Source organism: Corynebacterium felinum, assembly GCF_030408755.1.
Taxonomy (GTDB): Bacteria; Actinomycetota; Actinomycetes; order Mycobacteriales; family Mycobacteriaceae; genus Corynebacterium; species Corynebacterium felinum.
In genome coordinates, this window is sequence record NZ_CP047209.1 from 836198 (window position 1) to 855629 (window position 19432).

The 19432-nt window shown below is 54.2% G+C and carries 25 protein-coding genes; 15 read left to right on the top strand and 10 right to left on the bottom strand.

Features of this window, described 5'->3' with window-relative positions; genetic code table 11:
- The first annotated feature begins 6 nt into the window (after nt 1–6).
- Nucleotides 7–822 (top strand): HpcH/HpaI aldolase/citrate lyase family protein, encoded by an 816-nt coding sequence (locus CFELI_RS03680; protein ID WP_277105242.1) that lies wholly within the window; start codon nt 7–9, stop codon nt 820–822.
- 2 nt (nt 823–824) lie between these two features.
- On the opposite strand, the gene CFELI_RS03685 is transcribed toward CFELI_RS03680, so the two are convergent.
- The 6 genes from CFELI_RS03685 to rpmB form a co-directional block, all read right to left on the bottom strand.
- Nucleotides 825–1493, bottom strand: coding sequence for a TetR/AcrR family transcriptional regulator (locus tag CFELI_RS03685; protein ID WP_277105241.1), 669 nt, complete (start codon nt 1491–1493; stop codon nt 825–827).
- A gap of 31 nt (nt 1494–1524) precedes the next feature.
- Entirely contained in the window at nt 1525–2433 is a 909-nt protein-coding gene (locus CFELI_RS03690) for a putative nucleotidyltransferase substrate binding domain-containing protein (protein WP_277105240.1), read from the bottom strand.
- Nucleotides 2434–2673: 240 nt separating this feature from the next.
- Nucleotides 2674–2922, bottom strand: coding sequence for a 30S ribosomal protein S18 (gene rpsR, locus CFELI_RS03695; protein WP_277105248.1), 249 nt, complete (start codon nt 2920–2922; stop codon nt 2674–2676).
- A gap of 16 nt (nt 2923–2938) precedes the next feature.
- A complete protein-coding gene (gene rpsN / locus CFELI_RS03700; protein ID WP_277105239.1) occupies nt 2939–3244 on the bottom strand; it encodes a 30S ribosomal protein S14 in 306 nt (101 codons plus the stop codon).
- 3 nt (nt 3245–3247) lie between these two features.
- Nucleotides 3248–3412 carry a 50S ribosomal protein L33 gene (rpmG, locus tag CFELI_RS03705; protein WP_006063179.1) on the bottom strand — a complete coding sequence of 55 codons (165 nt, stop codon included), beginning with the start codon at nt 3410–3412 and terminating at the stop codon, nt 3248–3250.
- Between the two features lie 3 nt (nt 3413–3415).
- Nucleotides 3416–3652 (bottom strand): 50S ribosomal protein L28, encoded by a 237-nt coding sequence (rpmB, locus tag CFELI_RS03710; protein ID WP_277105238.1) that lies wholly within the window; start codon nt 3650–3652, stop codon nt 3416–3418.
- 744 nt (nt 3653–4396) lie between these two features.
- Here rpmB and CFELI_RS03715 point away from each other — a divergent pair.
- The 7 genes from CFELI_RS03715 to CFELI_RS03745 all read left to right on the top strand — a co-directional run bounded on the left by CFELI_RS03715 (nt 4397) and on the right by CFELI_RS03745 (nt 9978).
- Nucleotides 4397–4663 carry a type B 50S ribosomal protein L31 gene (locus CFELI_RS03715; protein ID WP_277105237.1) on the top strand — a complete coding sequence of 89 codons (267 nt, stop codon included), beginning with the start codon at nt 4397–4399 and terminating at the stop codon, nt 4661–4663.
- Between the two features lie 14 nt (nt 4664–4677).
- Nucleotides 4678–4851, top strand: coding sequence for a 50S ribosomal protein L32 (gene rpmF / locus CFELI_RS03720; RefSeq protein ID WP_277105236.1), 174 nt, complete (start codon nt 4678–4680; stop codon nt 4849–4851).
- A gap of 307 nt (nt 4852–5158) precedes the next feature.
- Complete coding sequence (locus CFELI_RS03725) at nt 5159–5851, top strand: response regulator transcription factor (protein ID WP_277105235.1); 693 nt, start codon at nt 5159–5161, stop codon at nt 5849–5851.
- Nucleotides 5848–7380, top strand: a complete 1533-nt coding sequence (locus CFELI_RS03730) for a HAMP domain-containing sensor histidine kinase (protein ID WP_343899053.1) — start codon at nt 5848–5850, stop codon at nt 7378–7380. The genes CFELI_RS03725 and CFELI_RS03730 overlap by 4 nt, the downstream gene beginning before the upstream one ends.
- Nucleotides 7381–7570: 190 nt before the next feature.
- Nucleotides 7571–9136 carry a S1C family serine protease gene (locus CFELI_RS03735; protein WP_277105233.1) on the top strand — a complete coding sequence of 522 codons (1566 nt, stop codon included), beginning with the start codon at nt 7571–7573 and terminating at the stop codon, nt 9134–9136.
- A gap of 84 nt (nt 9137–9220) precedes the next feature.
- A complete protein-coding gene (locus CFELI_RS03740; protein ID WP_277105232.1) occupies nt 9221–9811 on the top strand; it encodes a MogA/MoaB family molybdenum cofactor biosynthesis protein in 591 nt (196 codons plus the stop codon).
- 2 nt (nt 9812–9813) lie between these two features.
- The gene (locus CFELI_RS03745; protein WP_277105231.1) at nt 9814–9978 is read left to right on the top strand and encodes a hypothetical protein; all 165 of its coding nucleotides are present in this window, start codon (nt 9814–9816) and stop codon (nt 9976–9978) included.
- Between the two features lie 152 nt (nt 9979–10130).
- Here CFELI_RS03745 and mscL read toward each other — a convergent pair whose 3' ends face one another.
- The 3 genes from mscL to CFELI_RS03760 form a co-directional block, all read right to left on the bottom strand.
- Nucleotides 10131–10538, bottom strand: a complete 408-nt coding sequence (gene mscL / locus CFELI_RS03750; protein ID WP_277105230.1) for a large conductance mechanosensitive channel protein MscL — start codon at nt 10536–10538, stop codon at nt 10131–10133.
- Between the two features lie 115 nt (nt 10539–10653).
- On the bottom strand, nt 10654–11319 hold the full coding sequence (locus tag CFELI_RS03755) for an SAF domain-containing protein (protein WP_277105229.1): 666 nt from the start codon (nt 11317–11319) through the stop codon (nt 10654–10656).
- Nucleotides 11320–11465: 146 nt separating this feature from the next.
- Nucleotides 11466–12056, bottom strand: coding sequence for a 5-formyltetrahydrofolate cyclo-ligase (locus tag CFELI_RS03760; RefSeq protein WP_277105228.1), 591 nt, complete (start codon nt 12054–12056; stop codon nt 11466–11468).
- Nucleotides 12057–12131: 75 nt separating this feature from the next.
- Between CFELI_RS03760 and CFELI_RS03765 the strand changes: the two genes are divergently transcribed.
- From CFELI_RS03765 to CFELI_RS03795, 7 genes are all read left to right on the top strand, one after another.
- Nucleotides 12132–13052, top strand: a complete 921-nt coding sequence (locus CFELI_RS03765) for a UTP--glucose-1-phosphate uridylyltransferase (protein WP_277105227.1) — start codon at nt 12132–12134, stop codon at nt 13050–13052.
- Between the two features lie 22 nt (nt 13053–13074).
- The gene (gene glp, locus CFELI_RS03770; protein ID WP_277105226.1) at nt 13075–14343 is read left to right on the top strand and encodes a molybdotransferase-like divisome protein Glp; all 1269 of its coding nucleotides are present in this window, start codon (nt 13075–13077) and stop codon (nt 14341–14343) included.
- Nucleotides 14343–15029: a GNAT family N-acetyltransferase gene (locus tag CFELI_RS03775; protein WP_277105225.1), complete on the top strand. Its 687-nt coding sequence runs from the start codon at nt 14343–14345 to the stop codon at nt 15027–15029. The genes glp and CFELI_RS03775 overlap by 1 nt, the downstream gene beginning before the upstream one ends.
- A 72-nt stretch (nt 15030–15101) precedes the next feature.
- Nucleotides 15102–16070, top strand: coding sequence for a divisome protein SepX/GlpR (gene sepX, locus CFELI_RS03780; protein WP_277105224.1), 969 nt, complete (start codon nt 15102–15104; stop codon nt 16068–16070).
- Nucleotides 16071–16073: 3 nt separating this feature from the next.
- A complete protein-coding gene (locus CFELI_RS03785) occupies nt 16074–16490 on the top strand; it encodes a DoxX family protein (RefSeq protein WP_277105223.1) in 417 nt (138 codons plus the stop codon).
- Nucleotides 16477–17124: a zf-HC2 domain-containing protein gene (locus CFELI_RS03790; RefSeq protein ID WP_277105222.1), complete on the top strand. Its 648-nt coding sequence runs from the start codon at nt 16477–16479 to the stop codon at nt 17122–17124. Before CFELI_RS03785 ends, CFELI_RS03790 begins: the two co-directional genes overlap by 14 nt.
- Before the next feature lie 183 nt (nt 17125–17307).
- Nucleotides 17308–17679: an SdpI family protein gene (locus tag CFELI_RS03795; protein ID WP_277105221.1), complete on the top strand. Its 372-nt coding sequence runs from the start codon at nt 17308–17310 to the stop codon at nt 17677–17679.
- A gap of 187 nt (nt 17680–17866) precedes the next feature.
- Here CFELI_RS03795 and CFELI_RS03800 read toward each other — a convergent pair whose 3' ends face one another.
- Complete coding sequence (locus CFELI_RS03800; RefSeq protein WP_374724765.1) at nt 17867–19381, bottom strand: dolichyl-phosphate-mannose--protein mannosyltransferase; 1515 nt, start codon at nt 19379–19381, stop codon at nt 17867–17869.
- Nucleotides 19382–19432 lie beyond the last annotated feature (51 nt).

Here is a 19432-nt window from a genome sequence, read left to right on the forward strand (position 1 = left end):
GCCATTATGACTTTCACCATTCCAGGCCCCGCGTTGTTGTTTGCCCCCGTTAATCGCCCTGACATTCTGCCCAAGGCAGCTGCGAAAGCAGATATGGTCATCCTTGATCTCGAAGATGGGGCAGGGGATATCGACAGGGAACAGGCATACGCCACAATTGCTGACTGTGGACTCGACCCCCAACGCACCATCGTTCGGGTGGTTGGCCCCACTGATCCGCACTTCCTTGATGATGTCGCATTCGTGAAAACCACCCCGTATGGCACCATTATGGTGCCCAAAATCTACAACCACATCCCTCAAGAGCTCGCGGGCCTTGAGGTTATCGCCATGGTTGAGACCCCACAAGCGGTGGTTGCCGTTGAAAAAATCGCGCAGCATGACGACGTCGTCGCGCTATTCTGGGGTGCCGAAGACCTCACCTTTATGCTTGGCGGCACACATTCGCGCTACCACAGCGACGAAAAAGATACCCCCACCTACCGCGACACCATGCGCCTGAGTCGCGCACTCATGCACATCCATGCAGCGGCAGCGGGCAAAGCCAGCATCGACGCCGTCTTTGCGGACTTCCGCAACCTTGAAGGGCTCTACCGCGAAGCTGCCGACGCCGCCCGCTCCGGCTTCGCCGCCACCGCCTGCATCCACCCCACCCAAGTGGACACGATCAGAAAAGCCTATGCACCAGAACCCCAACAACTGCGCTGGGCCCAGCGCGTTATCGCCGAAGCCGCCAACCACCCAGGCGCATTCAAACTCGACGGTGAAATGGTCGACGCACCCCTTATCGCCCAAGCCCACCGCATCGTCAGCCGGGCATAACGCTACTCAGAATCCTGGGATAACAAACCCAAGGTGACCTCAACCCGATTCTCAGGCAGGGGAGTATTCAACACCGTCAAGGCGGCGTCGGCAAGCATAATAGCCACATCCGGAAGCGAATCCAACGACATCGGATACGGCACAACCCCATCATTAGCACGCATCTCAATCACCGACGCCGCAATATGGAACGGCAAATCAGCACGCGGATCATCCGCACCAACAATCTCAGCAGCAATATCAAAGAAAATCTGCCGCAACTGTGTACGTTGCCGATGATAACTCTCAAACTCCTCAGAACTAGCAACCGGCAACTGATACAGCCGACCCACATTCCAACGAGTAGACAACAATAAGCGACACTCAGCCGCAGTCAACGCCCACAACCGCATCGGCGCAGGCAAATCCAAATCCCCAAAACGAGCAGCCAACTGCGTCGAAGGCGCAACCGTCGACGTCAGCAGCGTTAAGAAAATCTCTGTTTTCGACGGGAAATGATAATACAAACTCGCCTGACGAATACCTACAGCATCCGCAATCTGATGCGTCGACGTCGTAGCAAAACCCTGGGTTGTGAAAAGCTCAGCGGAAGCATCAAGAATCTCCTCCCGTGCCGTAGAACCACGACGGCGTGGACTATTTTTGCGAGGGCGACCAACTGCACCAGCCAAAGCACACCGATCCTAACTATTCCAACAACACCTAAACATCCAATGATATATCGTTCGCTGCAGCAAGCGAATACGCCACATCCGAAACCATCCGCGCCGACGCCCCATAGATACTGCGCTGAATAGCCGGCAACGCACTCGCCGTGGTCGAATGACGATGAACCCGATCCGCAAACCGGCGCAACTGCAAGCTCAAGCCCGCATTCCACGCAGTAGCCAAATAATCAGCCTGCGCCCGCGTCAACACCTGCTTCGAAGCCGCAGCCTCAAGTCGCGCCCGCGTCGAAAACTCCGTCGACCGCGCAGCCACACCAGCCCACCGAGCCAACGCAATCACCGGATACAACAAACCCCGACGAATATCGACCGCAACCGAATAATCCGGCAACCCCGAATCCAGTTGAACCCTAGGCGGGCGATGACTCAACGCCTCACGCAACAACACCGTCGGATCTTCAAGCTTTAACACCTCACGCAAACACCACGTACCCGCATCAGCAAAAACCGCCAAACCCGGACCATCCGCAGTATGAATCGCCTGAATCCACTGCCGCCGCGTACGCGCCCGCACCCCGAACGCAGTTTCATCAGGAACCAAACCCGCCTGCGCAATCAACGCGCTCAACGGGGAGGAATCGACCCCCTCATCACCCACAGTGAGCCACTTAATCGGCGAACTCGGCAATGCATCACCACGCCCCACAGCGCCAGTTAACACCAACTCAGCACCCGAGGTCAGCGACTTCACCCCGTCCGAATGCAACACATCAGTGACCACACGAGAAAACCAGATCACCAAATCCTGCGGCGACTCATTATGCTCAATCGCATTGCGCATCAAATCCTGCGACTCCGCCAATACACCCCGAACCGTCGCAGCATCCTGACACAACGGCGCCTGGGAAGCCAATTCAACCAACGACGCGTGAAGCATACACATCCCCCTTAAAACAACCGTGCCACACTTGGGGCACCAGGATCAGACAATCAAGAACTGAACAAAATCTTAGCAGCCCGCCCCACCAAAACCCCCAACCTTAAGGCGCAGACGGCACACAACAAAACACCCAAACCAGTTCCTTACAAGGAAATGGTTTGGGTGTTTAAAAGCTGTCATCGCATCCCCACGCGTTTGACAAGAACAAAGGCGAGGTGTGGGGAAGCGTTAACCGACCCAGACTTAACGGCTGGTGAACGGCAGGAGAGCCATCTCGCGGGCGTTCTTCACTGCGGTTGCGACCTGACGCTGCTGCTGCGGAGTCAGACCGGTCACGCGACGAGAACGGATCTTGTGGCGATCAGAGATGAACTGACGAAGGGTGTTGATGTCCTTGTAGTCCACCTTCTCAATGCCCTGAGCCTTGAGAGGATTCTTCTTTGGGCGGCGGGACTGCTCCATCCGCGCCTTCTTCATATTGGTGCGCTTCATTAGATACTCCCGAAATTTACCAGCTGGACTTGCGGACGCCTGGCAGCTCACCGCGGTGAGCCATCTGACGCATACGAACACGAGACAGGCCAAACTTGCGGAGGTAACCGCGTGGGCGACCGTCGTGTGCATCGCGGTTGCGGACACGAACTGGGGAAGCGTCGCGTGGCTGGCGGTTCAACTCGAACTGCGCATCCAAACGATCTTCGTCGGAGGTATTAGGGTTCTTGATGATTGCCTTGAGCTCGTTACGGCGCTCCGCGTAGCGGGCGACGATTTCCTTGCGCTGCTCGTTCTTGGCGATCTTGGACTTCTTAGCCATAGATTATCGCTCCTCGCGGAATTCGACGTGCTTGCGGACTACCGGATCGTACTTCTTCAAGGTAATGCGATCAGGGTTATTGCGCTTGTTCTTACGGGTGACGTAGGTGTAACCGGTGCCAGCCGTAGACTTCAGCTTGATGATTGGACGAATGTCATTACGTGCCATTGTTTAGATCTTCTCCCCACGTGCGCGGATCTTTGCAACAACGGACTCAATGCCGTCACGGTCTATGACCTTCAAACCCTTGGTGGATACGTTCAAAACAATGGTACGGCCCTCAGAGGGCAGGAAGAACTTACGACGCTGCACGTTGGGATTCCAACGGCGGGAGGTGCGTCGGTGCGAGTGCGAGACAGACTTGCCGAAACCCGGCTTGCGTCCCGTAACCTGGCAAATAGCCGACATGGATAAAACTTTCTCCTAGCCGCCCTTACGTTCAACCTGCAACTGCAAGATGATCGGGGGCGATATAACGAACAATTTCGACAACAGCAATGGACAACCATACCTGTTTTTCACCAATTTGCCTAATCTGCACAGTGGGATGTGAGTAACGGAAACTGTGCGAATTGAAGTGAACTAGGATTTTGCTTATCGACGCCGGTGTTCACGGGGGCAGGGTGTGGGTGCTGCCTGCCCCCAGCAGGGAGGGGAAAATTTTAAGAAACGCGCCCTTGAAACTTAAAAGGACTCTACGGTACCGTGCTGTGCAGCTGGGTAGTGGTAGGGGTGGGGGGAGAAATTGTGCCAACTACTTGCAAGGGGTGGGGGAATGGGTGTGTGCGCAGCGTGTGGTGCGAATTGAAGCTTAGTTGCAACGGTGATGTGTGGCACTTTTTCTATCCAAGGATTTCCTTGTGTAGTCCTATGCTGGTAGTATTTCCCAAGTTGTTGTGACCTTAAGTGTTTAATTACTGCACTCTTGTGTTCCAAACCATACGAGTATGTACCTTGTAGTTGTGTTTTGTGTGGTTGGCGGCCAAGAAGCGGCATGGACAATCAAGGTTGGGACAGTTGTTATTGTAAGCATGTCGAAACCCAACTCAGGCACGATCGTCGAAACGATACCTTCTTATCTTAGGGAAAGTATCCTGTTGATTTTTTCGTCGAAGCGACCTGAAGTTTCAATCCTGAGGGAATCGGAGAATTATGAAGAAGGACATCCACCCGGATTACCATCCGGTTGTGTTCCAGGATGCAGGTACTGGTTTCCAGTTCCTCACCCGTTCCGTTGCTACCAGTGACCGTACCGTCACGTGGGAAGATGGCAACGAGTACCCGCTGATCGTCGTTGACGTCACCAGCGAGTCCCACCCATTCTGGACCGGTGCACAGCGTGTCATGGACACCGCTGGCCGTGTTGAGAAGTTCCAGCGTCGTTTCGGTGGCATGGCCCGCCGCACCAAGAAGGCTTAAGGAGGGAAAGAGAAATGGCAGTTCCAAAGCGTCGTATGTCCCGTTCGAATACCCGCTCCCGTCGTTCCCAGTGGAAAGCTGACAACGTTGCCCTCATGGAGGTCAAGGTGAACGGTCAGACCGTGCGCATCCCACGCCGTCTGGTCAAGGCAGCTCACATGGGTCTCGTCGAGGTCGAGCAGTTCTAATATTTTTATAGGTTAAAACCTCGAAAATCTTAGACAATCCCCAACCATTTTTCAGTCTATTTTGGCTGGTTATGGTTGGGTTTTTTGTATAATGGCATTCGTTATTTCTGACATTTTCAATGGAAAGTTGTCGGTGAATAGCTGTTAAACTTTAGTGAGTTTAGTATGACCTCGCACACGGTGTGTATGGGTGCTGCTTTTGCACGTACTTTGCTATAAAGTACGCACACATGCATTATTGTGTTCATAATCATCGGCCCCAACCCCACGGCATCGAGTGTTAACGGTGTGGTGGTGAAAGGTAAATATGAAGATCGTCGTAGTTGATGACGAGCAGGCAGTACGGGATTCCCTTCGCCGCTCGCTCACGTTTAACGGGTACGAAATTGCCACCGCGGAAGACGGTGAGCAAGCGCTGGAGGTAATCGAGCGTGAGCAACCTGATTTGGTGATCCTAGACGTCATGATGCCGAAGAAGGATGGGCTGGAAGTGTGCCGCCATTTGCGCAGCCACGGCGATGATCGCCCCATTCTTGTTCTGACTGCTCGTGATGGAGTTTCTGATCGCGTGGCTGGTCTTGATGCCGGCGCGGATGACTACTTGCCTAAGCCTTTTGCTTTGGAAGAGCTGTTGGCGCGTGTGCGTTCGTTGCTTCGTCGCGCTGCCGCTGAGTCCACCGCTGTGGGCAACCAAACGGAGGTGACATTCGCGGATTTGCGTTTGAACCCAGAAACCCGCGATGTTGTTCGTGGCAACCGCACGATCAGCTTGACACGCACCGAGTTTGCGTTGCTGCAGTTGCTCATGACTAATCCTCGCCGTGTGCTGTCACGCAACAGCATTTTGGAAGAGGTGTGGGGCTACGATTTTCCAACTTCCGGCAATGCGCTTGAGGTCTACATCGGTTATCTCCGCCGTAAGACTGAGCAGGAAGGCGAGCCACGTTTGATTCATACGGTTCGCGGTGTCGGCTACGTTCTGCGAGATACTGCTCCGTGATTTTAAGAAGGCCTTCATCCCCTGATTCTTCACCTGTAGTGCATGAGTCGGGGGATTACGCTGATCACGTTGAAGACGGTTGGGGAAGGCACGCCTCCCTTCGGTGGCGTGTGACGATTCTTACCGCCTCAATGGTGGGTGTGGTTGTGGGCGTGATGACTGCCCTTGCCTACTGGTCTGTGTCAATGACACTGACGAACTCGTTGGATTCTGATCTGCGTACAAAAGCAGTATCGATGCTGGCACGTACCGAAGATCCAGCGTTTTTCGCCAATGTGAAAAACGAAGTCCAGTATTTCCGGGACCATAACCAAGGCACACGTCTAGCAATTCAGCTGCCAGGGTGGACGTTTATTGCCGGCGATGACCTTCCCTTGCTCTCGACATCCACGGAAGCTGTCCAGCGGGTGGATACCGTTAATGGTGAGCGGGTTTTCATGGCCTCGAATGAAAAGGGCACCAAGGTTATTGTCGCCCGCGATATGACGGAGACTCAAGGTCTTATTCTTACCTTGGGTTTGGCTTTACTGACGTTTGGTGGTTTGGGCTTTTTGCTCTCTATCGCCACTGGTTTTATCGTGGCTTCGGCTGGTTTGAAACCGTTGGCGCGTTTGCAAGAGGCGGTCGATGAAGTCACCGAAACCCAAGAGCTGAAGCCAATTCCGGTGCTTGGACGCGACGAACTGGCACGTCTGACGGCATCGTTTAACGAGATGTTTGCCGCGTTGGATCAATCCCGCGTGCGTCAAGCTCAGCTCGTTGCCGATGCAGGTCACGAGCTCAAAACGCCACTGACATCAATGCGCACCAATATTGAGCTGTTGATGATGATGCAGCAGCCAGGTTCGCCGGACATCCCAGAGTCTGAAAAGAAGGCTCTAGAATTCGACGTGTTGGCGCAAATGGAAGAGTTGTCCACTCTCATTGGTGACCTCGTTGATCTTGCCCGTGAAGACGCCGCTGAGCGCAGCCTCGAAGAGGTGGACTTGGCGGAGATTTCCCAGACCGCGCTCGATCGCGTGCGCAGGCGGCGCCCCGATGTGGAGTTTCGTTTGCATCTGCAACCGTGGTTCATGTTTGGTGATGCCCACAGTTTGGGGCGCGTGATGGTTAATTTGATGGATAATGCGGCAAAGTGGTCGCCTGCCGACGGCGTGGTCAGGGTTGAGATGAAGAATCTCAACGATGGTCACATCCAAATCACAGTTGCTGACTCAGGTCCAGGTATTCCTCCAGAGGACCGGGAAAAAGTGTTTGAACGCTTCTACCGTTCCATTCAGGCACGATCGATGCCTGGTTCTGGTTTGGGGCTGGCTATTGTGCGCCAAGTTGTCACTCGCCACGGTGGCGTGATTACCGCTGAAGAGTCAGATGACGGTGGCGCGCTATTTAGGGTCATTTTGCCGGGTTCGCCGAGCGCTGACGATCTGGAACGCACCAATGAACTGGTGGTGAATGCCCATGAGTCGCGTCCAAAGTTTAGTCGCGCGGACATGTTCCGCAATCGGCATAAGTCAATCGGGAAATAATAGCCCGCGCATGGCCGAAAAAGGGGAGTGCTCTTGCTCATGTGGGCGCACTCCTTATGCGTATGTCGCCCAGTGTCGGGGGCTACGAATGAAAACAGTGACCAATTCTGGGCAAAACTGCGAAGAATTCACAGGAATTATTTAGAGTCATTCCAGTCTCTTTCTATCTGCAGCAGGCAAGATATTGTGCATGAACGAAAATGACAATCTCCACAACACCCCTCACACCAACTCCACGTACGGTTCTTCCTCCCCCCAAACCCCTCAACCAGCTGCACATTCATCCAATGAATCGCAGCCTGAACTCCAACCACACCCACAGGCAGACAAGCCTGCTGGCTCTTTGTTCAGCACTGACGAAGTACCAGTGACGCAGCCTGAACAACCTGCACAGCCTGATTTATCCGCTACCCAGGCTTCACCTGCTACTCAGACGTGGAACACTACGGATTTTGAACGGGTCCACAATCCTTATCAGAATAACTCTGGGTCACACGTGCAGGAACCATCGCGCACACAACCAGTGCCCCCAACACCAACCCCCACAACGCAGGCACAGGCTGGCTATTCCACCCGCACCTTTGCATCCCAGCAAGAACCAGCACCGGCACACAATCAAGCAGCCAGCTTTAACCCACCGCAACCACAAGCAGAAGAGCAGCCACGGAAGCGCACTATCGGTTTAGTTCCCGCGATGGCATTAATGCTGGTTGCCGCGATTGGATCCGGTACCGTGACTGGGCTCGTAGTGAATCAACACAGCACGGATACGGCGTCGAAAAGCAGTGTGTTAGATCACCTTAACGCGCCGGTGAATCAGGGAACCGCGCCCCAAGCTGTGGCAGGGGGAGTGCAGGAGGTTGCCGCCCGAGTCCTGCCTGCAGTGGTATCGATCAAGGTGATCAGCCTCGATGGTGTGTCGGAGGGCTCCGGTTCTATCATCTCTTCCGACGGCTACGTCCTGACAAACAACCACGTTGTGGAGATGGCTTCAGGCATAGACTCTGCCATCACCGTCAGCTTGAACGACGGTCGTCGCTACACCGCTGACTTCATCGCCGGCGATCCCAATACGGACGTCGCTGTGGTGAAAATGCGCGATGCGGTCGACCTGCCGGTGATGAATTTCGGCGACTCCAGCCAGCTTGCAGTCGGCCAGGAAGTCGTCGCAATCGGCTCCCCACTGGGGCTTTCTGCCACCGTGACCAGCGGTATTGTCTCCGCGTTGAACCGCCCTGTGCGTGCGCGCGGCAACGATGTTGGACAGTCATCGCTTATCGACGCCATCCAGACCGACGCCGCAATCAACCCCGGTAACTCCGGCGGACCGCTGGTGGACATGAACGGAAACCAGATCGGTGTCAACTCCATGATCGCTTCCCTGAATACCGTCAATGAAAGCGCAGGATCGATTGGCCTTGGTTTCGCAATCCCCGCCAACTTCGCGAAACGCGTAGCACAGCAACTCATCGAACGCGGTGAAGCGAAACAGCCCATGATCGGCATTCAGCTGGCAAGCAACGCCAAGGTCAGCGGCGCTCTCGTTGCAGATGTCACTCCAGGCGGGCCAGGCGATGACGCAGGCCTGAAACCCGGTGATGTGATTGTTGCGCTCGGCAACCGGCTCATTGATAGCGCCGACGCCTTAATTGCGGGGGTGCGCTCCTCGGACTTTGGGCAGGAAATCACCCTGAAAGTCACCAATCAGCGGGGTGAAAATGAACGAGAGGTAGTGGTCACGCTGACGAACGAGTAGATTGGGGAGAAATACTTAACCTCACTCAGACATTTTCGGCAACGAAAATGTACGATCTATTCTCCCTTGCGCTAGGAGGCAACAATGCAGGATTCCAACGAAGTTCTCGGACTGTCTCAGGCGACAGAAAAACTCAACGACATTGGCGAGCCCGACCCAGAGTTCTTCCGCACCCAAGAGGCTGAAGCAGACATCATCGCGCCCCGACGCGCACTCGTTGTACTGGTCACCGATATCGACCCTGAGCCACACGACAACACCGATCGGCTCATGGCGGAACTTCTCAACGAAGGCGGCTTCGTTGTAGATGGAATCCTTCGTGTGCCTGCCGAGCACTCCCAAATTCGCAACGGTATCGAAGCCGGTGTTATCGGTGGTGCAGACCTCGTAGTCACCATCGGTGGCACCGGTGTAGGTCCGCGGGATCACACCCCTGAAGCGACTCGCGACATGCTCGACCAGGCAGTACCGGGTATTGCCCAAGCACTGCGCTCCTCTGGGCTTGCCTGCGGATCGGTCGATGCCTGCACGTCCCGCGGCATCTCTGGTGTTTCCGGCTCCACCGTGGTGGTCAACCTCGCTAGTTCACGCGCCGCCATCCGCGACGGAATGGCCACCCTCACCCCACTCGTTCACCACTTGGTGGATCAACTTCGCCAAGCTGAGGTGCACTAACTGTGCCTCGACGCCGATTCGTTCGCCTAAGCGACGCCCACGACTACGATCGTGAAGCCGATCGACCAACCACCCTGCTGTTTCACAATTCAGCAGAACGTGAAGAACGCGGTTTTAGTCGTGACTTTTATGAAGAACAAAAGCCCCCACACCACGGGGCAAAATAGAAAACACCTCCTTGCACATTCAGTGCTAGTCGCGATGTGAAGTGCGAACACTGTGTGGAAGGAGGTGTGGTGTGCTGATCATCAACACTTCTTACGCCTATTCACAGATCGGTGAGAGCGACCTGCGAATAGGTGCGAGAGTAAGACAAAGACTAGATCTTGTTCTGCTTGAGCAGGTCGCGGATCTCGGAAAGAAGCTCAACCTCAATTGGTGCCTTCTCTTCCTCTTCTGGCTCATCAACAGCCTTGCGTGCAGCCAACGCCTCGTTGACCTTGTTCATTGGCATGATCAGGATGAAGTAGACGACTGCCGCAACAATGATGAAGTTGATAGCTGCGGTGATCACTGCGCCGAAGTCCAAGAAGGTAGCGTCGTTACCGGAAATGATGTGGAAACCAAGGCCGGAAACATCTGCGCCACCAACAGATGCGATCAGTGGGTTAATCAGGTGGTCGGTGAAAGCGGTAACGATAGCGGTGAATGCAGTACCGATAACAACGGCGACGGCTAGTTCAATAACATTGCCGCGAAGGATAAAATCCTTGAAACCTTTCAACATAATAAATACTTCCTTCTTAGAATAGGGGAGTGAGCGAAAGCTGCGAAGAAAACAATTGCAGCCTTCTCGACACAGTGGTCCCAATTATACCCTAAAGCTATTGTTGGATAATTTTTTATTGTGCTCGCGCCCCCGTGACCACCACAGTCAATGGCTGATGCAGCGCCGCAGCGGCCACCGCATGCGCGGCCGACTCAGGTAGGGAAATAAGCACCGAACCGGGCTGCAAAATCGGTATGTCGTGGGTGGAATTAGCCGCGAAAACAACCCTCCCACCTGTGGCAATGGTTATCGGTTCCAGTGAATTTTTATCGTGGGAAACCACGCTTACTTCATCACCTGGTGCGATAAAAGCGGCGAGCGCGGGATCGGCAAGCGTAATGGGTATCATATTTAGTTGCTCACCGGAAGAATTTTTTATGGTGTGCGCCACAGAATGCCCGTCGAGACGAATATTGACGAAATCGCTCTCAGTAGCAACCACTCCAGGGCGGCGGGCAACAGCGACAATTCTGCCTGTGATTTCCTGAGAATTTCGTAGTGAATTATCCGGCACCATATCGCTAGGCACAGTTTTTAATTCCACATCCGCTGCGGTGATCCGTGCCCCCGCCTCAAGAGAATTTCGATAAACGTACACCTGATTGACCGGTTGGTGGACATCGTGCAGGAGCAGCGCGAGGGCCAGAAGGATAAAGCTGATGGCGATGAGGCGTCGTAAAGCATAGGTGCGCACGATACCTGGCTGACGAACAACGCTGGGGAAAGAAAATAGTCTCATACTATATAAGACTGGATTTTTGGCGATTGCGTTCCCAACTGCCCCAACATCTGTCCGAGTAAAGCAACACTTTCGAGTCTGAGCTTGTGCTCGTGCGTGGTTGCCAGCAGAAGAAAAGGTGAGCGCATAGCGTGAATAAGCTATGCTTACTTGGATGTAGGTGGGAGTGGCTGCGTGCAGGTGCGAATGCAGTGATTGGTCACAATGAAATCGCAGCGCATGTCGTGATCTTCCATGGGAATTTCACGTACTTCGTGCTCATAGACCACCCCGACCGTGGGGGTGGTGCAGCCTTCTAATGCCCTGTCGTAAAAGCCCGCCCCCTTGCCCAAACGTCCGCCGTGGATATTCATGGCGACGGCGGGAACGATGATTGCATCAAGTGTGTGAAGAATATCCTTATCGTCGGTCACATATCTAGGCTCAAGTAAACCGTAGGCGCCGGGGCTAAGGGAGCTTTCGTCCGTGTATTGCCCCCAACCGAGGGTGTAGTGGGGGAGGCACGTGGGTAACCATAGTTGATCCGTGATCGAGCTTAAGGCGGCGACCATGCCACAGCCGGGCTCGGTGGGGCTAGGCACAAAAGCTGCTACTCTAAGCCAGTCTTTTTGTTTGATAAGAGAAATCAACAGCTGACAAATCTGCTCGTCCATTCCCTCTTTTAAGAGTGGGTTGAGGTGTGTTCGATCCTGAATCAGCTGTTTACGCAGGGATTTTTTTGGATTATCTTTGTTCATTATTAAGAAAAATATCAGCTCATGGCTAAGGGTGTTGGGGTGTGGGTCTGTGATGTTGCGGTTTAAACTGTATTCATGACTAAGCCCTCTTCATCTTCTTCGACTCAGGTTAAAACGGTAATCGTTCCCGCTGCTGGCATGGGCACGCGATTCCTGCCAGCAACCAAAACTGTACCGAAGGAGCTCCTCCCTGTTGTCGACACCCCAGGTATCGAGCTCATAGCCGAGGAAGCAGCCCAACTTGGGGCAACCCGCTTGGCGATCATCACCGCGCCAAAGAAACAAGAAGTGCTCGCGCACTTTGATTCCTTCCCAGAACTCGAAGAACTACTGGGTGCCAGGGGTAAAGAAGAGCAACTAGCCAAAGTGCGTCGCGCGTCCCAACTACCCGCCCCAGTTGCCGTTGAACAGGAAAAACCTCTAGGACTAGGTCATGCTGTTGGCCTTGCTGAAGCTGTACTCGACGACGATGAAGATGTTGTTGCAGTCATGCTCCCCGATGATCTCGTATTGCCCACCGGCGTGGTGGAAAAAATGGTGGAAGTACGCAATGAGCTCGGTGGAAGTGTGCTGTGTGCATTCGACGTACCTCAAGAAGACGTGTACAACTACGGCGTATTCGATATTGAAGAAGCTGATTACAACGGCGAGTACCGTGTGAAAAAAGTCCGTGGCATGGTGGAAAAACCAGATGCCGAATCCGCGCCTTCCACTTTTGTTGCCACCGGCCGCTACCTGCTGGATCGAGCGATCTTTGATGCTTTGAAGCGCATCACTCCGGGTGCGGGTGGCGAATTACAACTCACCGATGCGGTAGCATTACTCATTGAAGAAGGCCACCCAGTCCACATCCTTGTCCACGAGGGCAAGCGCCATGATCTTGGCAACCCCGGCGGATACATTCCTGCCGTTGTGGACTTCGGCCTCGCCCATCCCACCTACGGCCCGCATCTGAAGAAAGTGCTACGAGAGATCATCGAAGAGCACGGCGCCTAAAAAACATCAAAGGACATTTACTGTGCGCTCAGTTGAGGAACAGTTAGCCCTCATCACCCAAGCGGCGATGACACCTGAGCCTGTACGCATCGCCATTGCCGAAGCGCTCGGGCTCATGTGCGCCGAAGAAGTCCAAGCAACCCGACCGCTGCCAGGCTTCGACCAAGCCGCTATCGACGGCTATGCCGTCCGCGCAGTCGATGTTGGGGGTGAGCGCGGGCTTGGGCGCGACCCGAGGCAACCCGTCGATAAGCCCAGCGAAGTGTCTCTGCCCGTTGTCGGTGAAGTTGCCGCCGGCAGTGGACGCCCATTGCGGCTCCAGCCGAAACAAGCAGTCAGGGTGCACACTGGTGCACCCTTACCTACGCTTTCCGACGCCGTCATCCCGCTCGCGTGGACTGATCGCGGACGCAAACGCATGACCGCACTACGCCCTGTGCGCAGCGGCGAGTTTGTGCGTAAACAAGGCGACGACATTCGCCCAGGTGATGTGGCTGTCTCCGAAGGGGCGATCCTTTCACCAGCTCATATCGGTTTGCTCGCTGCTGTCGGGCGGGCGAAAGTGTTGGTGTATCCTCGCCCGCGGATGTCGATTATTTCGGTCGGACATGAGCTGGTTGATATCGACCGTGATCCTTCGCTTGGCCAAATCCTTGACGTGAACTCCTACTCCTTGGCTGCCGCAGGCCGCGATGCGGGCGCGGACGTGCACCGTGTGGGTATCGCCGCTGGTGAGCCGCGACGTTTGCGGGAGATCATTGAATCGCAGATGCTGCGCAGCGAAATCATTGTGATTGCGGGTGCGGTGGGCGGTTCCGGTTCCGACTCTATTCGGGAAGTGCTCAACGAACTCGGTGAGATCGACACCACCCGTGTTGCCATGCACCCAGGCAGCGTTCAAGGTTTCGGTTTGCTGGGCGACAGCCAAACCCCTGTGTTTTTGCTGCCCGCCAACCCGGTGAGCGCGTTGGTGATTTTTGAGGTTCTTATCCGCCCCCTTGTGCGGTTGAGTTTGGGCAAGCGGAGCGCGCAGCGACGCACGGTGCGGGCGCGTGCGCTGAATCACGTGGGTAGCAAGATGGGCAGGCGCGGTTATATTCGGGCGCGGCTGATGCGGGATGCGCAAACCCAGGATTATCTTGTGGAGGGCCTTGGCGGTGCGAACGGGGCTCCGGCGCACCTTCTTGCAGGGCTTTCCGACGCCAATGCGATGATCAAAATTCCGGCCAACGTCACCGAAATTCGGCCGGGCGACGTAGTTGAAGTGCTCTTTTTAAACCAGCAAAGCTAATGTTTCGGCTTTTTCATCGCGCACAACCCGCGCTAGGTCCACGGCACCCGCACCACCCGGGCTGGCTGGAATATACCCCCACGATCACCGTACGCAATCAACGGTTGCGACTGCGCCCGTTAGAGAAAAACGATGGTGATTTGTGGTCGGAAATGCGTATCTATGACCAGCATCATCTTCAACCTGTTGAACCTACGGTGGGAACGTATTGGGAGAAAGCCCACAGCATGCAGGCGTGGCGGGAAATGTATATTAACCTGCGGCAAAGTGCATATGCTGGGCATCTTTTGCCTTTTGTGATTGAGCTGAATGGTGAATTCGCCGGCCAATTGACGATTGGCAATATTCAACACGGCACTGTTTCAGACGCGTGGATTGGTTATTGGGTGTTTTCCGCGCATACCGGCAAGGGAGTGGCAACGGCTGCCTGCGCGTTGGGTATTGATCATGCCTTTGCCCGCGTGGGGTTGCATCGTTTGACTGCTACTCATTTGCCGGATAATCATGCAAGTAATAAAGTGCTCATGGCTAATGGCTTTAAGCAGGAGGGCTATCTGCGGAAAAATCTGCATATTAATGGGCAGTGGCGTGATCATATACTGCTAGGCCTTACCCGCGATGATTATCCTACGACCGCCACGAACAGATTGATGGCAGCGGGCAAAATTCAAAAACACTTCCGCTAACCGGCGCGCCTATTAGGTAAATCCCACCAGTAACAATAGGCTTAATAGACTACGTAGAAAGGGCGATCACCTGTGACCGGACTCATTGGCCTCATCATAATAGTCGTGCTGTGGATCTTTGTTCTCGCACCTTGGATTTTGCGTGCCCAAAAACCAATTCGCAAAGCTGGCGAAGCACTGACCGAAACACGCGTGATTCACACCGGTGGTTCGGCTCCTGTGCGGCGACGCCGTCGCCTGAAGCTCAGCCCTGCGCAGGCAACTGCCACAGGTGGGCTACCGGCGGAGGAGGATTCCTTGGTTGATGAGGATTCCACGCTGCACTACGACGATGACTGCGATGAGCAGTTGGATCAGGAGGATCTTGACGATACGTTGATCGTTGAGGCCGATGTTGCGGATGAGGGTGATTCTGAGGATCTGGACGACGAAACCCACTACACGCTTGATACGTCCTATATTGATCCGGAAGATTTGCTCTACCCCGATACTGCGGTTGCGGATGCAGATGAGGGTGAGGACGACGTCGATACGCTGGACAACACCAGCGAGGAGCTCACTGAGGAAGAACTCGCCTATATTGCGCACCGTCGTGGCCGCGGCGGCTACGACCCGGATGCTGACCGTGCGCGTGCGCTGAGCAGGCAGAAGCGTCGCCAGCGCACACTCGTGGGCTTGGCGTGTGTACTGATTCTTGCCCTTGGTGTCAGTACGATGCTCGGCGGTGTGTACTGGGCTGTGACTGGTGTGGTTGTGGCTTTGAGCGCAACCTACCTGTATGCGTTGCGTACTCAGGTGAAAGCGGAGAATGCGCTTCGCCATCGTCGTATCCAGCAGCTTCGCCGCGCCCGTTTGGGAGTTCGTAATATTCATGACACCCAATTGGGTATCCCGAGTCGCCTGCGCCGACCTGGTGCGATTGTGCTTGAGATCGATGATGAATCGCCTGATTTCACTGTTCTCGACACTGTTGATATCAATGATTATCTCAACCCTACTGGCCACAACCACACGGAAATGGCCACCCGACGAGTGAGCTAATATATGGACAAACCCATCATGAGAGACATTGCCCTATTCGTGTTTCGCACGGTTTTAGGGATTATTTTTGTAGCGCACGGTTTCCAGAAGCTTTTTCTTGTTGGAATTACCGAAACTACCGGACAGTTCTCCGCAATGAGAATTCCCCAACCTAAGCTTTCTGCCTATCTTGCCGCTTTTTCGGAGCTTTTGGGTGGGGCGCTGCTTGTTGTTGGTTTGTTAACGACTTTTATCGCGGGTGCTCTTGCTCTTTTGATGCTTGCCGCTTTTTATTTTGTTCATCTTAATTCAGGATTTTTTATCCACAATGGCGGGTTCGAATATGTCATGTTGATCATTTTCTCGTTGTTGATGATCGTGGTGTTCGGATCGGGACGCGCCAGCGTCGATTGGATACTCACTCGTAATGATCAGTTGTGACCGCATACAAGCTGCCCTTTCTGCCCGCCTCGATGGCGAACCTGCTCCTTTAGAGGATGATGTTATTGACGCACACCTTGAGGCGTGTGTTCAGTGTCGCGCTTTTTATGAGCAGGCTGCGTTTTTAAACCGGCGCATGAATTTAAGTGAGGCACGCCCGGATGCTATCCCTGATTTGTCGGATGTGATTATTGCGGGGGTGGAGCCGACGTGGCGGAAGCAGGCTGCGTCTCGCGCCTTGGGTGTGGCTTTTTCGCGCGTGGGTATGGTGCTTGTGGGCGTGATGTGGGTTTTGTGGGCGACTTCGCTGTTGGGTGTTTCTGGGGTGGGCGAGTGGGAGCCTGTTTTTTCCCGGTTGTTGGTTGAGGCTGCCGCGATGCGTTGTGCTTTAGGTTTCGGCTTGTTGTTTGCGGCTTGGCAGACCCGGATTGTGTCGGGGTTATTGCCATTGTATGGCGCGTTGTGGATGTTTAGTTTTGGTTTCGCTGTGCGTGAGATTGTGCTCGGTGAGCTGAGTTTTGATTCGTTGATTCAGCTGGTGTTGCTTGCTGTTTCGGTGGTTGTGCTGTTGTGGTGCTGGCTCAGCGATAAGGGGTGGGCGCTGATTGAGTTTGGTTTGAAGTCGTTGCGCTAACATTGCCGCGCTTTGCTTGCACGGTCGTCGTGTCTTTGCGCGTGTCGACGTCGTGGTGCCACCCTCTTTACCCTCGGGGTGTGTGGGGGCTTGCGCTCTTGATTGCCATTGTGTTTGTTATGTATTCTGGGGCAAAACATCTTTGTGTGATTGGGCGCACAGCAAGCGGCTGGGAGGTTGGTTGTGTTTTATTTCGTTGCTGCAAATATGATTGTCGCTGGTGTGGTGATAGCGTATATCGGCCATGCGTCACGCACTGGCTTGAAAAGGAATTGGTGGGCTGGGCTGCGCACGCCCGCCACGATGGCAAGTGAGGAAGCGTTCCGTGCGGCAAACCAGCGGGTGTGGAAGTTGTATTATGCGATGGCAGCTGTTACTTTCCTTCAAGGTATTGGCGTTGCTATTTTAGCTTTTACCCGCGCATCAGATGATACGCTTGCTATGTTCATTCTGGCAGGCGTGTGTTGTATTCTCGCACTCGCCGGCGCGCAAGTGGTGCTCGGCTCTCGTGCCGCCAAAGAATACAGCGCAGCCCAAAACACCACCCCAGCATAAACACGGAGTGAATTTCTACATGCCCAGTGCTTTTGAGTAATCTCACTGCCACGCGCTCTTAGTGGCAGTGAGATTACTATTTGGCATATGCGTTGGGAAAACAGTGCTCCTTGCCACAATATTTTTTAAGTGCAGGTGTTTTTAATCAAAGGGAAAACACTTTTTCAAGCATTACTGCAGACGTATTTTAACGCCAGTAGTCGAACCACATCAACGAGTTATAAACGGTGGTGGGTACCGAGTATCCGTACAAAATGGGGGAGAAGTACACAAATTGTGCAACCACTAAGCCCAGATAGCCACACACGATCCAGATGCCTTTATTTTTGTAGCGGTTAAGAATTGTTCCTAAAAGCAGTGCTGCGAAAACGATAAGCATGGGGGCTAAAGGTGCAGCATAGAAGAAATACATTTGGCGGTCATAGCCAATCATCCACGGCACAATACCCGCCAAGAAACACGTGACAGGCAGCGCAAGCGTCCACTCATGCTGAATAAGCCAACGCCACAACGCCCATGCAAGCAGGGGAACAGTCAGCCACCATAAAGCAGGGGTGCCAAACAGATAAATCATGCGGGTACACGATGTGCCCAGGCAGTGCAGATCATTCGCGGAATAATAAAGAATCGGCTTGCCACCAATAAGCCATTCCCATGGCTTGGAATCAAAAGGATGGTCATGGCCCGCTGAAGTAGTGAGCGAAGCATGGAACTTCAACACACTTGAGTGATAATAAAACCAGCCAGCTACACTCTCAGGCAGTAAGTGAAGCAAGGAGTTGGAATCGATCGTTCCATCCACAGCAGCATGGCGATACACTGCGGTTTCGGTCGCAAACCACGCCCGCCAACTGTAAACATAGATCAACACGGGCACAATAACCAGGTGGGTAAAAGCCTTGAAGGCATCGCGAACAAGCGCACCATAAATAGGTGAGGCAACGCCTGCGCGGTGGCGGGTACGAATATCTAAAATCACACACACAACACCGAAAAACGCCATGTAATACAGGCCAGACCATTTCACCGACAACGCTAAACCGAGGAAAATACCGGCTGTAAAACGCCACCAGCGATACCCTACCCGGGGACCCAAGCGGCTCGTACCGGTATTTGTCATCAGCGATGACACCTGTAGCCAGTCGCGCACCAAAGCCCAGCAGGCGGCAGTAATAAAGAAGGTTTGGAAGATATCGAGCATTCCGTAACGGCTCGTGATCAGCAAAACGCCGTCGAAAAGCGCCAAGATACCCGCAGCGGAGGCAACAAAAGTCGAACGACTCAGCTGCCTAGCTATATCCATGATCAGCACAACGAGCACCGCACCAAATAAAGCGGCGACAAAACGCCACCCCAGCGGGGTGTATCCGAAGATCATTTCGCCCAAAGCCTGAAGCTGTTTCGCGAGCGGCGGGTGAACAACAAGCCCGTAGCCGGGATTCGACTCAATGCCCCCAAGCAGGGGGTTGATCCAGCTGTTGACGATGTCCCACGCTTGAGGCGCGTAGTGCTTTTCATCAAAAACGGGGGTGTTGTGCACGTGCGCAGTGCTCAGCCCGACGAAGCGGGTGATCAGTGCCCAGCAGAAGATGACAACGCTTGTAATGGTGTCTGTCCTGCTCCAATGGTGGCGGCGCAGGCGAGGTTTCGGCGGGGCCGCGAACGTCGGACTATAAGGTGTGCTGATACTCACCTTGTCTATTTTAGGGGCTGTCGCTTTTCGACGCCGGATAGTCGCACGCAGGCGTAGCAC

Bases quoted from the DNA above. Each gene is read 5' to 3' on its own strand.
- rpmG (WP_006063179.1), bottom strand. From the start codon at position 3,412: ATGGCACGTAATGACATTCGTCCAATCATCAAGCTGAAGTCTACGGCT.
- rpmB (WP_277105238.1), bottom strand. From the start codon at position 3,652: ATGTCGGCTATTTGCCAGGTTACGGGACGCAAGCCGGGTTTCGGCAAG.
- rpmF (WP_277105236.1), top strand. From the start codon at position 4,678: ATGGCAGTTCCAAAGCGTCGTATGTCCCGTTCGAATACCCGCTCCCGT.
- CFELI_RS03775 (WP_277105225.1), top strand. From the start codon at position 14,343: ATGTTTCGGCTTTTTCATCGCGCACAACCCGCGCTAGGTCCACGGCAC.
- rpsR (WP_277105248.1), bottom strand. From the start codon at position 2,922: ATGAAGCGCACCAATATGAAGAAGGCGCGGATGGAGCAGTCCCGCCGC.
- CFELI_RS03785 (WP_277105223.1), top strand. From the start codon at position 16,074: ATGGACAAACCCATCATGAGAGACATTGCCCTATTCGTGTTTCGCACG.
- CFELI_RS03725 (WP_277105235.1), top strand. From the start codon at position 5,159: ATGAAGATCGTCGTAGTTGATGACGAGCAGGCAGTACGGGATTCCCTT.
- mscL (WP_277105230.1), bottom strand. From the start codon at position 10,538: ATGTTGAAAGGTTTCAAGGATTTTATCCTTCGCGGCAATGTTATTGAA.
- CFELI_RS03790 (WP_277105222.1), top strand. From the start codon at position 16,477: ATGATCAGTTGTGACCGCATACAAGCTGCCCTTTCTGCCCGCCTCGAT.
- CFELI_RS03690 (WP_277105240.1), bottom strand. From the start codon at position 2,433: ATGTGTATGCTTCACGCGTCGTTGGTTGAATTGGCTTCCCAGGCGCCG.
- CFELI_RS03735 (WP_277105233.1), top strand. From the start codon at position 7,571: ATGAACGAAAATGACAATCTCCACAACACCCCTCACACCAACTCCACG.
- CFELI_RS03680 (WP_277105242.1), top strand. From the start codon at position 7: ATGACTTTCACCATTCCAGGCCCCGCGTTGTTGTTTGCCCCCGTTAAT.
- CFELI_RS03760 (WP_277105228.1), bottom strand. From the start codon at position 12,056: ATGAACAAAGATAATCCAAAAAAATCCCTGCGTAAACAGCTGATTCAG.
- CFELI_RS03740 (WP_277105232.1), top strand. From the start codon at position 9,221: ATGCAGGATTCCAACGAAGTTCTCGGACTGTCTCAGGCGACAGAAAAA.
- rpsN (WP_277105239.1), bottom strand. From the start codon at position 3,244: ATGGCTAAGAAGTCCAAGATCGCCAAGAACGAGCAGCGCAAGGAAATC.
- CFELI_RS03715 (WP_277105237.1), top strand. From the start codon at position 4,397: ATGAAGAAGGACATCCACCCGGATTACCATCCGGTTGTGTTCCAGGAT.
- CFELI_RS03765 (WP_277105227.1), top strand. From the start codon at position 12,132: ATGACTAAGCCCTCTTCATCTTCTTCGACTCAGGTTAAAACGGTAATC.
- CFELI_RS03755 (WP_277105229.1), bottom strand. From the start codon at position 11,319: ATGAGACTATTTTCTTTCCCCAGCGTTGTTCGTCAGCCAGGTATCGTG.